This is a genomic window from bacterium, from assembly GCA_026416715.1.
GTDB lineage: Bacteria > UBP4 > UBA4092 > JAOAEQ01 > JAOAEQ01 > JAOAEQ01.
Genome location: JAOAEQ010000005.1, coordinates 91,335 through 106,110 on the forward strand (window position 1 = coordinate 91,335; position 14,776 = coordinate 106,110).

At 39.4% G+C, this 14,776-nt stretch carries 12 protein-coding genes; all 12 read right to left on the reverse strand.

Features of this window, described 5'->3' with window-relative positions:
* Positions 1-65 precede the first annotated feature (65 nt).
* Positions 66-2,807 carry a phosphoenolpyruvate carboxykinase gene (locus N3A72_03260; GenBank protein MCX7918630.1) on the reverse strand — a complete coding sequence of 914 codons (2,742 nt, stop codon included), beginning with the start codon at positions 2,805-2,807 and terminating at the stop codon, positions 66-68.
* 137 nt (positions 2,808-2,944) lie between these two features.
* Positions 2,945-4,030 carry a sugar phosphate nucleotidyltransferase gene (locus tag N3A72_03265; protein MCX7918631.1) on the reverse strand — a complete coding sequence of 362 codons (1,086 nt, stop codon included), beginning with the start codon at positions 4,028-4,030 and terminating at the stop codon, positions 2,945-2,947.
* Between the two features lie 53 nt (positions 4,031-4,083).
* Positions 4,084-5,613, reverse strand: a complete 1,530-nt coding sequence (gene rpoN / locus N3A72_03270) for an RNA polymerase factor sigma-54 (GenBank protein ID MCX7918632.1) — start codon at positions 5,611-5,613, stop codon at positions 4,084-4,086.
* Positions 5,614-5,745: 132 nt separating this feature from the next.
* Entirely contained in the window at positions 5,746-6,684 is a 939-nt protein-coding gene (bamD, locus tag N3A72_03275) for an outer membrane protein assembly factor BamD (GenBank protein ID MCX7918633.1), read from the reverse strand.
* Positions 6,685-6,781: 97 nt separating this feature from the next.
* Complete coding sequence (pal, locus tag N3A72_03280) at positions 6,782-7,387, reverse strand: peptidoglycan-associated lipoprotein Pal (GenBank protein ID MCX7918634.1); 606 nt, start codon at positions 7,385-7,387, stop codon at positions 6,782-6,784.
* Between the two features lie 136 nt (positions 7,388-7,523).
* Entirely contained in the window at positions 7,524-8,834 is a 1,311-nt protein-coding gene (gene tolB / locus N3A72_03285; GenBank protein MCX7918635.1) for a Tol-Pal system beta propeller repeat protein TolB, read from the reverse strand.
* Positions 8,835-8,851: 17 nt separating this feature from the next.
* A complete protein-coding gene (locus N3A72_03290; GenBank protein MCX7918636.1) occupies positions 8,852-9,553 on the reverse strand; it encodes a TonB family protein in 702 nt (233 codons plus the stop codon).
* A 4-nt stretch (positions 9,554-9,557) separates the two neighbouring features.
* The gene (locus N3A72_03295) at positions 9,558-9,977 is read right to left on the reverse strand and encodes a biopolymer transporter ExbD (GenBank protein ID MCX7918637.1); all 420 of its coding nucleotides are present in this window, start codon (positions 9,975-9,977) and stop codon (positions 9,558-9,560) included.
* A gap of 55 nt (positions 9,978-10,032) precedes the next feature.
* Positions 10,033-10,782 carry a MotA/TolQ/ExbB proton channel family protein gene (locus tag N3A72_03300; GenBank protein ID MCX7918638.1) on the reverse strand — a complete coding sequence of 250 codons (750 nt, stop codon included), beginning with the start codon at positions 10,780-10,782 and terminating at the stop codon, positions 10,033-10,035.
* A gap of 15 nt (positions 10,783-10,797) precedes the next feature.
* On the reverse strand, positions 10,798-12,183 hold the full coding sequence (locus N3A72_03305; GenBank protein MCX7918639.1) for a DUF4340 domain-containing protein: 1,386 nt from the start codon (positions 12,181-12,183) through the stop codon (positions 10,798-10,800).
* Between the two features lie 252 nt (positions 12,184-12,435).
* Positions 12,436-13,533, reverse strand: coding sequence for a hypothetical protein (locus N3A72_03310; protein MCX7918640.1), 1,098 nt, complete (start codon positions 13,531-13,533; stop codon positions 12,436-12,438).
* 54 nt (positions 13,534-13,587) lie between these two features.
* Positions 13,588-14,658: a tRNA 2-thiouridine(34) synthase MnmA gene (mnmA, locus tag N3A72_03315; protein MCX7918641.1), complete on the reverse strand. Its 1,071-nt coding sequence runs from the start codon at positions 14,656-14,658 to the stop codon at positions 13,588-13,590.
* Positions 14,659-14,776: the final 118 nt, after the last annotated feature.

Here is a 14,776-nt window from a genome sequence, read left to right on the forward strand (position 1 = left end):
ACATCTATCTCGCCACAATTAGACCGATATCCAGCGTGAAGATTTGAATATAAAATAGATTAAATCTATAATTCTTTAACCGCATCAACAATTTTTGAATCTAATCCTTTGAAATTCTGGATATATTCAATTCGTTCAAGTCGTAATTGATGTACTAATTCTTCTATTTTAACCTCGGGATAAAATTTTGTTAATTCAAATCGATTGATATCCATACCTTCTACACTGTTAGGAACCATCACATTCCAATATTCATCTTTCTTCCATTCAATAGAACCTCGCGCAATACCTCGAATGATTGCAGCCATTTCTGGTATCTGGACTCGTAGTACTTTTTGTCGGACAACTTTTGTCCCCTCTTCAGAAATTTCGGTTATTTCACCTACTCCGCCAGTGTTCAATAAATAACAATGTACTTTCTCCGGATGTGATTTTAAAAAGTTGTAGAAAATATTGCCTTCTTCAGCTTCACTACCAACTATGAAAGGATTAGTTCCTACTTCACGCACGGATTCGCCAGCTCGGCGCGGGTCTGAACCCGAACTCTCGATTGATTCTCCAAGCATAAACGCAGCTGCTGCTTGTTCGATAGTTAATTTGGATACGATTGGAACGACTGTATTCCTGCGAGTGATAAAAGCAACAATCATACCGTCAACTTCTTCTAACGGCGGTAAATTAATACTCGGACTTGCATAGGTACCAAAATCTGAGCGCTGCATAATTCCGCGTCCATTTCCGGTAAGCGTTTCATCATCAAAAAGAACATTACCGAGATAATCTACCATAACATTTTCGAAAATAGCGTTGGGAGTTGTTGCCGCTTGATAGATTAATGGCTGGACTTCCGGATTAACCCCTTCCGTTTTAAGATAGAACCCTTGTTCTGTTCCTAAACAAGCCCCATCTTTCCGTAATGCAACAAAATCATCCTGTACGATTTCTATTCCTTCACCTTTTCCGGTCAAACCATGGTCATGACAGGAATGAGTTGTTTTCCCTGTGGCAGTTAATCCGAAAATAATCATACTATATTTACGAATCTTACCATCTATACCACGAGCTTTCAGGATTTTTGCGCCTGCATGTAACCCAAGCATACCTTGTTCTTTCGCGTGCCACATTGCCATCCGCAAAAATCCTTTTTTTGCTTCTCCATAATAATCTGACCCAAGCACATAGGTTATCCCAATTTCCGGAAACACCAATATCTGTCGGTCTTTTTCTTGCCATTCTGGAATATAAACGAGGTTAAGCAATGGTCCTTTTGTTTTTTCTTTTAAAGGCAACAATGTTTGGTTAATCATATGCGCTAACCGAACCATCTCTTTTCGATGAACGGAAACAAATAAACGGCATCGAGGCGCAAAATAATTATTATCTCCCATAGTTCGTTCAGTGCAGACGAATGGGGCTCGTTTTAAATATTTATTGACTTCTTCAATTGTTCGGGGTAGACTTTTTAATATTTCTTTCTGTCGCGGATTCAATTTTGACTGCATTACCCGTGGACTACCAACATACACGGTCAATCCTGCACTGCGATTTTTTACGGTAGAAACAAAATTATAATTCCCGAACCGAGTTTTCGTACCATAAGGTTCTGCCATGCGTTTCGCTTCAAGCGGAGTAATATGTTGTACATTCGACTGTTGATATAATTCCGTTACAGCTGCACTTAATAATTTCGTATCAATCTGTGGAAGTTTTAATTCTAAAGCAACCGGCATAACAATTTCTTTCATCGGTTTCATATATTCGCCGGAAATAATAATCTCGCGCATTTTCCGTTGGACTTCGAAAACCGGATGGACAGTATTAATTTGATATGCAGCCGCGAAATTGAATACTTCTTTAAAAAATTCGGTTTGTAATGCTTTCCGTTGATTGTTGATTACTAAAGCATGCGGATTAAAAAACGGCTGTTTGGCATTGACTAATAGAGATAACGCTTCTTCTGGTTTCAATCGCTTCGCTAATTTTGGATCATTCACGTCAGGTACAAGAAAAAAGAATAGTTTGATACGAGTCGTATCGAGGTATTTCTCCTGACCACCGATCCAAAGTGGGTCGAGCATTATATATCCATCTTTTTCTTTACATTTTTTCAACAGTTCTTTAATTCGCGGATTAATTTTAGCTGTGCTGGATTTGAGATAAAATTTTCTATCAGAAACATGAGTGGATAACCGTCCTTTTTCACCACCAAGATGTTCAACATAAATCCATTCATTCGAATGAATCCGAGCGCGATCCATTTGTAATAATAAAAAACTATGAGTCGAACGACCACTATCGGTCAATCCGGTGATAACGACTCCTTCACCATTAACATCAACGAGTGCTCCCCGGATAAAATGTACCGCATTGTGCTCTTCAGAAATATCTAACGCTATGCCAAGCGCTAAAGACCGTACTTCACCATAAAAGTTTGAACTCAATATAAATCCGGTTTTACTTCCTGAATGATAAAATAACCCCGGTGCCATATCAGTTATTCCACTAATTGCATAGAGTGTCCCATGAGGACGTAGACTATGGTCAAGGAGTGCAGGATACCAATTTTCACGCCAGAAATCATCTAGATGCGCATCATTAGTTCGTAATTGCAAAATTATCCCATTGAGGTTTGCGTTCCAAATATAAAGTGAGTCGTATCCGAGATATCGTTCAGCAAGTTTAATCAACTCATTTCGTTCCTGCAGTGAAATATTAAGGTTACGTGATATCGGTTTCGGTTCAGCCAATGGTATCACTTCATTTACTTTTTCATGGCTTGGTTTTGGTTTATCTTTTTCTTTTTTCATACGTTATTAACCATCCTTATTTAATCTAACAATTGACTGATCTATTCATTTTGTCAAATTAGAGAAAAATATAATTCCGTTTTATAGAACATTGTTAAAAATTCAATAGATAAAAGTAGTTTAAAAAATTAAAGATATTACAAATATCGACCATATTTGGGATCTGACGCTAATTGGGTAACAATCTGTTTAACTTCCTGGGTTCGCTCCTTAGGGCAAATCAAGACCACATCTTTCGTTGCTACAACCACCATATCTTTAATTCCTATCGCTGCCACTAATTGGTTGTCAGAAACTATAATATTATTTTTAGTATCTATCCCTAAGTAATCTCCAAGCGCAACGTTTCCATCCCCATTTTTTTCTCGAATTAAATCTAAGGTCAACCAAGAACCAATATCTGACCATGGAAATATACTTTTAACTACTGCAACTCGGTCAGATTTCTCCATAATTCCTTTATCAATCGGTATTTTATCGAGGTTACGATAGACAGCGTGAATAACTGATTGTTCCTGTGGCGTTCCAATAACCGACTGGATTTTTTGTAAACCATTATAAAGCTGCGGCATAAACCGCTGGATTTGTGCAAGGATAGTTGACGCACGCCAGACAAACATCCCGCTATTCCAAAAATAGGTTCCGCTGACGACATAGCGTTCCGCAGTCGGTTTATCGGGCTTTTCAATAAACCGTTTCACCCGATACACTGATAAACCATTGGAAGTAAGTAACATATCTCCGGATGCGATATATCCAAATCCAGTTTCGGGATAACTCGGATTTATCCCAAAAGTTACCAAATAATCATGCTGTTCAGCGATTTGCACCGCTAACAAGAGATGTTGTCTGAAACTATCACCATCCGGTATTAGATGGTCGGCACAAATAACCGCAATGATCGCATCCGGATATTTCTGGGTAATATATACCGTTCCTAATCCGATACAAGCAGCGGTGTTTCTTCCCATCGGTTCGATAATAAGATTCTTTGCTGGAAATGTCTGCGGAAGAACCGCACAGATCGGTTTCGCAACCGATTTTTCAGTAACAATAAAAATCCGCTCTTGCGAGATCACAGGGGTTAACAGATTCAGTGCACTGTTGATAAGGGGTTGTCCATTGAATAAGGTTAAGGTTTGTTTTGGGGATTTCTTTCTACTTTTCGGCCAGAATCGTTCTCCTCGCCCTCCAGCCATGATGAGTGCAGTTAATGTCATCATATGTTGTCCCTGCTGATTTGTAACGTATAATGTTTTTCCCAATTCTTCCGTTTTTAGGTAATTCGTTTCCGCATATGCGCAGGTAGTATTTTCATTTGTTCCCGATATTTTGCGACAGTCCGGCGTGCGATGTTTATTCCTTTCGCGTTGAGAATATCCGCAATAGTCTGGTCAGATAACGGCTTTTGGGGATTTTCATTTTGGATTAATGATTGAATCATCTGCCGAATACTCCGTGCAGAAACCATATCACCGCCATCACTATCAACGCCGCTGCTAAAGAAATATTTTAATTCGAACAATCCATGCGGTGTCTGAACATATTTATTGGTAGTTACTCGCGCTACCGTAGATTCATGGACACCAACCTGTTCGGCAATTTCCCGTAGTTTGAGCGGTTTTAAAAATTCTATTCCTTTTTCAAAAAAATCACGTTGCATTTTAACGATACTTTCAGTAATCAGTAGTATAGTCTTCTTTCGGCGTTCAATATTGCGAATCAAATTTTTCGCTGATTTATACTTGTCAAGGAGAAATTCATATTGTTCTTTCGATAGTTTCTCTCGGTTACGTAGCATCGATTGATACACCGGACTAATCCGCAACTGCGGAATATCATCATCATTCAACCGAACCTGATATTCACCGTCAACTTTTTCTACAATAACATCAGGAATAATTGTCTGCGGAACAATTGCAATAAATTGCCGACCTGGTTTAGGTTCTAATGTAGAAATAATATCGATTGCTTTCTGAATGCGACTTAACGGTACTTTCAACTTTTTGGCTAATTGCGGATATTTATGTCGTTCTAACTCTTGGAAATGATTCGTTAATATTTCTTTTACAATCGGGTCATCAATTTTTCTTGCTGGGAGTTGAAGCAGGAGACATTCTTGCAGAGAACGCGCTGCTACCCCTGGTGGGTCAAACTGTTGGATTTGATCGAGAACTTTCTGAACCTCTTCTGCCGTTATATCTTGTAATCCTTGGATACCGCGTTCCGCTGCTTCTTTTTGTACCTCTTGAACAATTTCCTCGATGGTAACATTCAAATAACCATCAACATCAATATTACCAATAATTGTCTCTGCAATCAGCGATTCGCGCTTAGATAACTCGGCGAAACTAAGTTGGGAAAGCAGATATTCTTGTAAAGTCTGGCCACGAGTTGCTATATTAGAAATATATCCGCCCCGTTTTTCTTCACTATATGGTTCAACTTCTGATGATGTACTTTCCCAAATTCGGTCATCCGAAAATAAATCATCCCAATTTATCTCTTCAACGGCTTTTAAATCATCCGCGGTCAATTGTTCACTCGAATCTGACCCTTCGGTTCGCTCAGGTTCTGATAAAGGGGGAACGCTGATTGATGTATCTACCTCATCAGAAGCCACGGTCGGTTCTTCTTCCGGTTCAATAGCCTCAACCTGCTCTAGCATCGGATTCTGTTCCATTTCTTGTTCAATCAACTGGGCAAGTTCCATGGTTTGCAGCTGCAAAAGTTGGATCGCCTGCTGCATTTGCGGTGTCATGACCAATTTTTGAACCTGTCGTTGTAATAACCGTTGAGTAAGCATAAGATATGCCAAATTATGTTGTTTTGACTAATATCTTACCATAATCTACCTATTCTGATAAATAAAAAATGGGAGTGAATACATTTTTCCGAATGATTCACTCCCAAATTATGTCTCGCTAACTGTTAGAATTTATTTTTCTGATTTCAATTCATCAATGGCAATTTCTGCTTCCGGAGACAAGGGATACTTTTTAATCAACGATTTCAATTCTGCAACGTATTCTGTATCCTTTTTTTGTTCGCGGTATATATATGCTCGTTTCAACATCACAGCAGGAATTTTATCGCTTGTTGGTGTCTGTTTAATAATTTTATCAAATTCAGCTAATGCCAAGTCATATTGCTTTTTGTTGTAATAGCAATCACCTAGCATATAGCGAATAGAATGCGCGTTTTCGGATTCAGGAAAATGTTGAAGATAGAGTATCATTTGTTCAATTGCTATATCGTAATTCCCTTTGACGTAATCACTATAAGCGGTACGATACAATTGGTCTGGATCGGGTGGTTCAGTAGTATCAATCGTTGGATTAACTCCAGTAGTATCACTGATTGGTTCAACAACACCACTCGTTCCACTAGCAGCAACTTTTGCTTCCAACGTATCAATCCGTTTATTAATCGTTGATTTTAATGAATCTAGTCGTTTCCCTAAATTCACTTCAATAGTATCAACTTTTTGCGCGGTAGCAGTAATTCGGTCTTTATATTCATCCAATTTCCCTTGAACGACACTAATATCTTGACTTAACCCATTGATTTTCATATTCATTTCCGCCTGATTCTTCTGGATCCGATCTATATTATCTCTCAATGCTGCTGTTTCTGCTTTTAGCTCTTTCGTATTCTGGGTTAATATTTTTGCTGTTTCTTCTTTATTCATCAGCATATCTTTACGTAACGTTGCAAAATCATCACGGTTTTGAGCTAATTGTTGTTGAATTAATCTTAAATCTATGGACATCTGTTCAGCTTGTTGAGTTGTTACACAACCGGAAAAAAGTAATAATATAGCTATACCTGAGATACCTATAATGATGCCAGTATTATTTTTTATGAATGTCTTCATAAGAAACGTAAGAAAGAAGCTGAAGGTTTTATTTATAATATGCATAAAACCTTCAGCTATACTCAATCTGGTTTAACAAATACAGCACAGCAAGATATTATTGAATTTCTTTGACGGTCTCGCTACGTCGATTTTTCGCCCAAGCTTCTTCGTTATGTCCAGGATCAATCGGTCGTTCTTCACCGTAACTAATAATACGAATACGACTTTTATCAATTCCAGCAGAAATATAGTAATCCCGGACAGCTTTCGCTCGCCGTTCACCTAACGCCATATTATATTCAACTGTCCCCCGTTCATCGCAATGTCCTTCAACGACTACTTTCAGGTCCGGATTCGCTTTCAGCACTGCAACGTTTTTATTTAAGGTTGCTATTGCTTCAGGAGTTAAATCCGATTTATCAAACGCAAAATATACCGGCAATAACTCGATTGCTTTCGGCGGTGCTGGCGGTGGCGGCAATTTAACCTCTTCTTCAGTTGGTGGCGCTGGTGGTGGCGGTTCAGGTTTCTCCATGGGCTCTTCCGGTGGTTTCACCGGTGGTTTCGCTGGTGGTGGCGGCGGTGGTGGTGGTTGCTGTTTTACTTCCGGTTTCGCTTCAACCTTTTTTGCTTTTTTAAAACAACTACAACCGAATGAAAAAATCAACACTACTACCAACGTTGTTACCACCATAAACCACATCGTTCGTTTTAAGGTCATAAATCGTTCTCCCCCCCTTCAAAATTAATTTTCTTAAACAACACAATTAACTATACTATATCAAATTTTAATAGTTTTGTAAACATAAATCGGATGATTTTTTTGTCTTTTTACCCGATATAAACAGTTATAAGTATCATTTCGTCCAGTCAGGTTCGGTATTATTCCCTTTCAAATTGCTCAGCTGAACAATATGGTTATCGGAAACTCTCACTGCAAAAATCTGTTCACTCCCATATCGATTTGAACTGAAACAGATATGCCGACCATCGGGAGACCACGAAGGATTTTCGCAATTACCATATCCAGTAGTCAATTGTCGTAATCCTTGCCCATCAACTTGAATAATACAAATATTCAATTCATTTCCCTGCATGGTAACATAACTGATATAGTCACCTCGCGGCGACCAGTTCGGCGAAGCATTATATTTCCCTTCAAAGGTTAATCGGCGGAGATTACTACCAATAGCATCCATAATATAAATTTGCGGACTCCCACTCCGGTCAGAAACAAACGCAATTTGCTTGCCGCTCGGAGACCAACACGGAGATGTATCAATCCCGCGGTCAAACGTCAATCGGCGTGGAACACCATGTCCATCAGCAGGAATTAAGTATATTTCCCCATTCCCATCTTTGCTCAACGATGCGGCAATATATCGTCCATCAGGGGACCACGCCGGTGCTGTATTTTGCCCTTGAAACGAAGCAATACATTTCGTCACTCGAGACGAAACATCAATCACATATAGATCCGGATTTCCGCGTTTATAACTTACATAGGCGATTTTTGTTGTATCCGGAGACCACGATGGTGATAACGTGATAGATTTATCGTTAGTTAACTGGATGACATTATAACCATCATAATCCATCATGTATAACTCTTTATTTCCTTTCGCATTGGAAATGAATGCAATTTTACTATTTCCAATACCAGATAGACCAAAACTTGCTAAAATAGTATCAGATAACCGATGCATTATTTCCCGTTGTGATTCTACATCGCCGGTATATCGTTTGCCCCAAATCATCGTTCCTTTCGCCACATCATAAACTTCCGTGTCAACCTGCAATTGCTCCCCTTTCAGCGAATAGGTTCCTTTCGTCGCAACGATCGCTTTCAATTCACGTAAAAACGGATAATCGAGCTCCGCAGTTAATTCCTGACTGGTAGTTATCACATCAAATAATCCGGTAAACTCTAAATCAAATTTTGGAATTGCAGATAAATTCTTCACTGAGTAATGTGAAGGAGATGATTCGGATCCAGATTGTGCTAACCATTCATTCAAAACCACTACTATTTTCCGAACCGTGCCTTCCGTTTGCAGATATACATCCTGCGTATGAACTATACTTCCAAAAAGGAAAATGAGCATGATAAGTATTAATAATTTGAATGTTATTTTCTGTTGTACAATTATTTTATATTTCAATGCCATATGTTTCTCACTTTCGGTTATTCTGCATAGTAGACGAACCCAAAATGGATCCGTAGTACCTCCGATTGAAACCCTTGTGGTAATGGCGGTAATGGGTCAGCTAATTGCACTGCACGAACTGCCGCCGCATCAAGCTGTATCGAGCCAGAACTCTGTTCAACTTGAATATTAGTTATCCGTCCAGTTCGTTGTATCTGAAAAAAAACAACGGTTTTTGATTCACGTGAAGCGGTAGCTCTCGCTGGCGGTTGCCAATTTTCACTAATTTTATTCTGAACGGCGACTAGATAATATGGATACGGAAACGGAATCCCATCGGTTGCAAGTCCGGTCCCTGCTGGACCGATAACAATGGTTGGAGATTCTCTACCAGCAGAACTTACGGACGGAACATTCGTCCCTGGTATTGATTCTTTCAGGAATGACGTGGATATTTTCGGTTCAGGAATTTTCGCAACGATGACCGGAATTTTTTCTTCTTTACTTATTTTTGGCGTAATATTAATTTGAGGAATTTGTTTCACTGTCGGTTCTACTAGCTGTGGTGCCGCTGCATTCGGCACGAAAAAGCCTACACCTGATGGTAAATCAACTAAACTAACATTATATACCGGTACATAGTGTGGTTTCGGTTTTAATGTAGTGCCCCAAACCCATAGCATCGAAATGAAAAGTAAATGTATTGCCGTTGAAAATGATAATGAAATTCGCATGTTCATAATCTTATTGGGTTCCGGTTATATCCGGACTCGTTACAATACCTAACCGATGTATTCCGGCTTTCTTAATAACATCCATGACCTGAACTACATAGCCATACGATACTCTTCGATCCGCACGAAGAAACACCTCAGCACTTGATGTAGTCTGTCCAATCGCATTCATTTTCGATGCTAGTTCAGATAAGGTAATCGATTTATCATTCAAATAAATCTTTTTATCATCTGCGATGGTAACCACCCACTTGCCGGTCACTTCGGTTCCTTGCGATTTGGTTTTTGGTAACTGAACGTTTAAACTCTGATGTAATACCGGCGTAACTATCATGAAAATAACTAATAATACCAACGCTACATCTATCAATGGAACCACATTGATAGTTGACATTGTTGTAATCGAATCATTTTTTTTATTGAATGGCATAATGATATTAAAGCAAAATGGTAATATTCAACATAATTTTTAGATTGTTTTGGTTTTACTGTTTTTCAACGAGACTTAATATTTCTGACCCTACTTGTTCCATCTGTCGACTGATAAATTTAATTTGTCCGATAAAATAGTTATAGGCTATTAACGCAGGGATAGCTGCAGTTAATCCCGCAGCGGTCGCAATCAGCGCTTCAGCTAAACTTGGACCGATAGTTGTTATACTTGCGGTTCCTGCAGAACCCATAGTATAGAAAGCACTTAATATTCCCCAGACAGTTCCGAGTAATCCCCAATATGGACAAGCGCTAGCGGTTGTCCCTAAAAAATTTAAATATTTCTCCAATTGCGCTACTTGCATTTGCATCACCCGGGTTAATACTCGGTCAAGATTTCGCAGTTTACTTTCGTTCTCTAACGGATTCGAGACTGAGAGATGCGGTCCTATTTCGTGATACGCAGCTCGGACTACTGCGACGACCGGATTATCCGGTACCTTTTCCAATTCGGTTACCTCCGGCAAACGACCTATCCTTGTCCAAATAGCATTGATAAAATTAACTGCTCGTGTTTTTGCTCTATGAATAACGAAAAAACGATTGAAGATAATCGCCCAGGATACTATCGAATAGAATAATAAAATTAACAGGATAAGTTTACCGACTGGTCCGCTATGGATAACTGATTGAACGATAGTTTGTATAAATATATTCCATGCACTATTATTGTTCGCCACATCAATCAATTGGACATTTTGTTGCGTCTGGATATGAGCAATACTGAAAAAAAAGGTTAGCATGGTACCTATAACTCCTTATTGAGATTTTGACTCTGATTTCTGTTCCTGTAACTCTGTTTCATCAACCTTTAGCTCTTGGAATATACTGGCATCAAGTTGAAACACAAAATCTTTATCACTACTCTGAGCATACAGTAACCCAGATTTATGATCTATCGTACCAAAAGATAATGTTGGTAATTCTATATTACCTGTTCGCAACTTGATGATGAGAGAAGGTTTACTTAATCCATATCGAGCAAGGTTTTTCGGGTTTGTTTCCCCGAACTCTTTAATAGTTATACCATTTATTTGCCAAATAAGCTCGTCTATTTTCGACGCATCCGCTTTGCATGTTTTCGGTGAGATTATATACCATCCCCTTTTTTCCTTATTACAGATAATAGTTTTATTTGGGTATTGCAATTCAATTCGCGTGATACTATCAACATCAAAGGTTAAAACCGTCCGATCACGCAATTCGGTTAGTGAACGAACCATCAACTCGTTAATCGCAGATGTTTCTATACTAAATATATACGATTTATCTGCTGTTTTTGCATACACCGCCTTAGATTGCGCGTCTATTTTCCCAAGCGATAGTAAATATATTTTTCCATCCGGCGATTGCAATTTAAACTCTGCTTGCGGTTTATCTAATCCATACTTGCGCAATTCGTTCGGCGATTCATCAATAAACTGTTTAACTTCCAATCCTTGAATTTTCCAGAGAATATCATTGAGTTTATTCCGGTCAGCTTTAACTCTTACTGGTTTAATTACCCACCATTCATCTTTTTGTTTTTCGCAGAGAAATTCAGTATTCGGGTATTTTAGGTTAACCTGAACGATACTATTCGACTCAAACTCGAATACTTTTTTATCCCGTAAATCTATCGGTTCTTTTTTCCACTGATTGATACTATGAGCCGGAAGCAAATATATTTTGTAAGGTTCATTTTCCCGCCGAACATAATAATCTTCATCATTCGGCGTTTTATTCCCGACATAGATATTTACGGTAGAACGTTGCACGGTATTGAATGTTAGTCTAATACTCATTGCTGGACTATCGAGTCCATACGTTGCCATTTCCAATTCTTTTCCTTCAATAATTCGTGATGGTTTAAGCTCTTTGAATTCATTAATAAGACTATCCACTTCAAATTTATCTGCTTTTGCGACAACCGGCAATTTCATTTCCCATTGATTATCTTTTGTCCGTTCAACTCGAATTATGTTCGTGGTATCCTGCTGAATAATTTCAAACTGCACTACTGCTGCTGGGTCATATTTAGCAATAAACGGTTCGCTCGGTTTACCCGGTTCCTGCTCCGGAATAGGTTTTCGTTCAAAAACATAGATATAACTACCGAGTAAAATTACAATAATTATTGCAATGATGGTGTTTCGATATTTCATAGTTTGGAAATAAAAAATAATAGGTTAATATTAATATCAGATTATTTTACACGAAAATGGCGGAATCCTGCTAGCGATATGGGTTATATACTTTCAGGGTTCAGAACGACTCAGTGCTTAATGAACGAATCACAACGAAGTTGCGCCCAGATAACCATGGGGTAAAAATCATTAGGGTTTCAACGTTGACTTCTCATCCCTTGAAAGTGGGGTGGAATGGATAGTGTTGCAGGATGCAGAACAACCATGGAGCTAATGGAGATATTTTTTAGGATTGAGGGTAATTTCTTTCATGCGATTCAAGTAATACATATAATGCTCAAATGAAACATCTGGCGGTACTAAATGGTCACACCACGGAACATATCCCCCGGATACACATAAATACGGTAATTTCGTTTCCAGTTCCTGGTCAATCGCCTGTTTCCCTTGCGCTAGAGCGCGTTTATCTATTCCGCCGAGTAACTGGAGGGTTTTACCATATTTTTTCCGTAACGCAACGGGATCCATTCCGCTCGCTACTTCTATTGGATACACTCCGGTAACTCCGCCTTCTAGCCATAACGGAATAAGTTCTTCGATATTACCATCGCAGTCAACCAGAATAATATCTATCCCATGCTCTATTAGGAAAGACGTAACTTTTTTATAACAGGGAAGAATAAATTCTTTAAACATCGCTGGAGATAATAACGATGCGGTTTTATAACACATATCTTCCCACATCGTTGCGTAATCTATATCCGGAATTTCTACAACTGCACGACGAATGACCTGAATATAGAACTCGGTCAGATACTCCATCATTTCGTGAACGAACTCTGGCGAGTCATAGAACATCAGCGAGAAATTTTCCACACCAATCCAATTCCGTAGAACACCATAGAAACTCCCCGCATGGATTGATATTGGATAATCCCGCTCTTTCCACATACGTTTACGGTCTTCCCAATCATAAGGGTATCGTCGGGGTGAATTCGGATTAAGCCGTTCTTTTTTCAATTTCTCCCAATCAGCGCGAGTTTTTATCGGATATTCGAGAAATAACGGCATCGTTGCCCGACCGTGCTCTTTAAACTCTTGACGTTTAACGCCGTTCCAATCGATAAAAATGCGGTATTTATCCGTTTCTTCCAACGTTGTTTCTTTAAACGCAGGAACCAAACCGGTATTAACACCGACACTTTCTCTACGATCAACACCGAAGTAATCTAAAAGATGTACATCTTGCGGTAACCCTTCTTGATACCATCTTTCTACCGTATCGTCCCAATACCACAGTTCCCACCACGGCGGGCGGTCAACCTCCTGAAATCGCATGGTACGGAGAAATCGTTCTCGTGCATTCATATATTTTTCCTCTTTCATAATAACGATTTAAACTTCAATCGTAAATTTTCAATCTCATCGAATCCAACCACCACCGAGAACAATATCGTCTTGATAGAATACTGCCGCTTGACCGGGAGTAACCGCACGTTGCGGTTGGTTAAATTTAACGATAACGGAATTAGCAAGTCTAGGATTCGGAGTTATAACCGCATCCGCAGGTTCGTGTTTATATCGGATTTTAACCTGCGCTACAATCGGTTCAGTCAGCGTATCGAACGCTATCCAATTCAAGGTATCTACGACCAGTTCATCACGATATACATCCTCCGCCCCGCCAACGATTACTTCATTTTTCTTGGCATCTATGCCAACGACGTATAATGGCCGTCCGGCAGAGATTCCTAACCCGCTTCGCTGTCCGATGGTATACCGATAAATCCCCTGGTGTTTCCCCAGTTTTCTCCCCGCAAGGTCAACAATGTATCCTTCTTGTGGTTGCAACGCTAACTCTTTTTGAATGAATCGGATATAATCATTATCCGGGATAAAACAGATTTCTTGACTATCCGGTTTATCAGATACCGGAAGACCGAACTGTCGCGCTAATTTCCTCGTTTGCGGTTTCGTATATTTCCCCAGCGGAAACTGAATCCGTGCAAGTTGCTCCTGTTTCATTGAAAATAATGCATAGGATTGGTCTTTTGCCTTATCAACACCTTTTTTGAGTAGATACCGCGATTTCTGGGAATCATACTCGATATTCGCATAATGACCGGTGGCAAGTTGTTCTATCCCAAGTGCTGCAGATTTATCCAGCAAAAAATGGAATTTTATTTCCTGATTACAGAGAATGCATGGATTCGGAGTCCGCCCGTTAACATATTCGCGGCAGAAATAATCAATAACATACAGTTTAAATTCTTGTTCATAATTCATCACATAAAACGGGATATCTAGTTGCGTGCAGACACGCCGTGCATCATCGATATCGCCGACTCCACAACATCGGCTAGCTTCAGACCAGAGTCGCATGGTTATCCCAACCACGGTATACCCTGACTGTTTCAAGAGCGCTGCTGCCGTGCTACTATCCACGCCGCCGCTCATAGCGACAGCTATTTTCGGTTTATTCCGTTGCCTCATATATAGTTACTAAATGATTAATAATGATACAATACGATTCGGGAGAAATAATAACCGGAATAGACACGTGGAGGCAAGATTGATTATTTGATATTTTTTACGTAGAACCTGGCTCTTC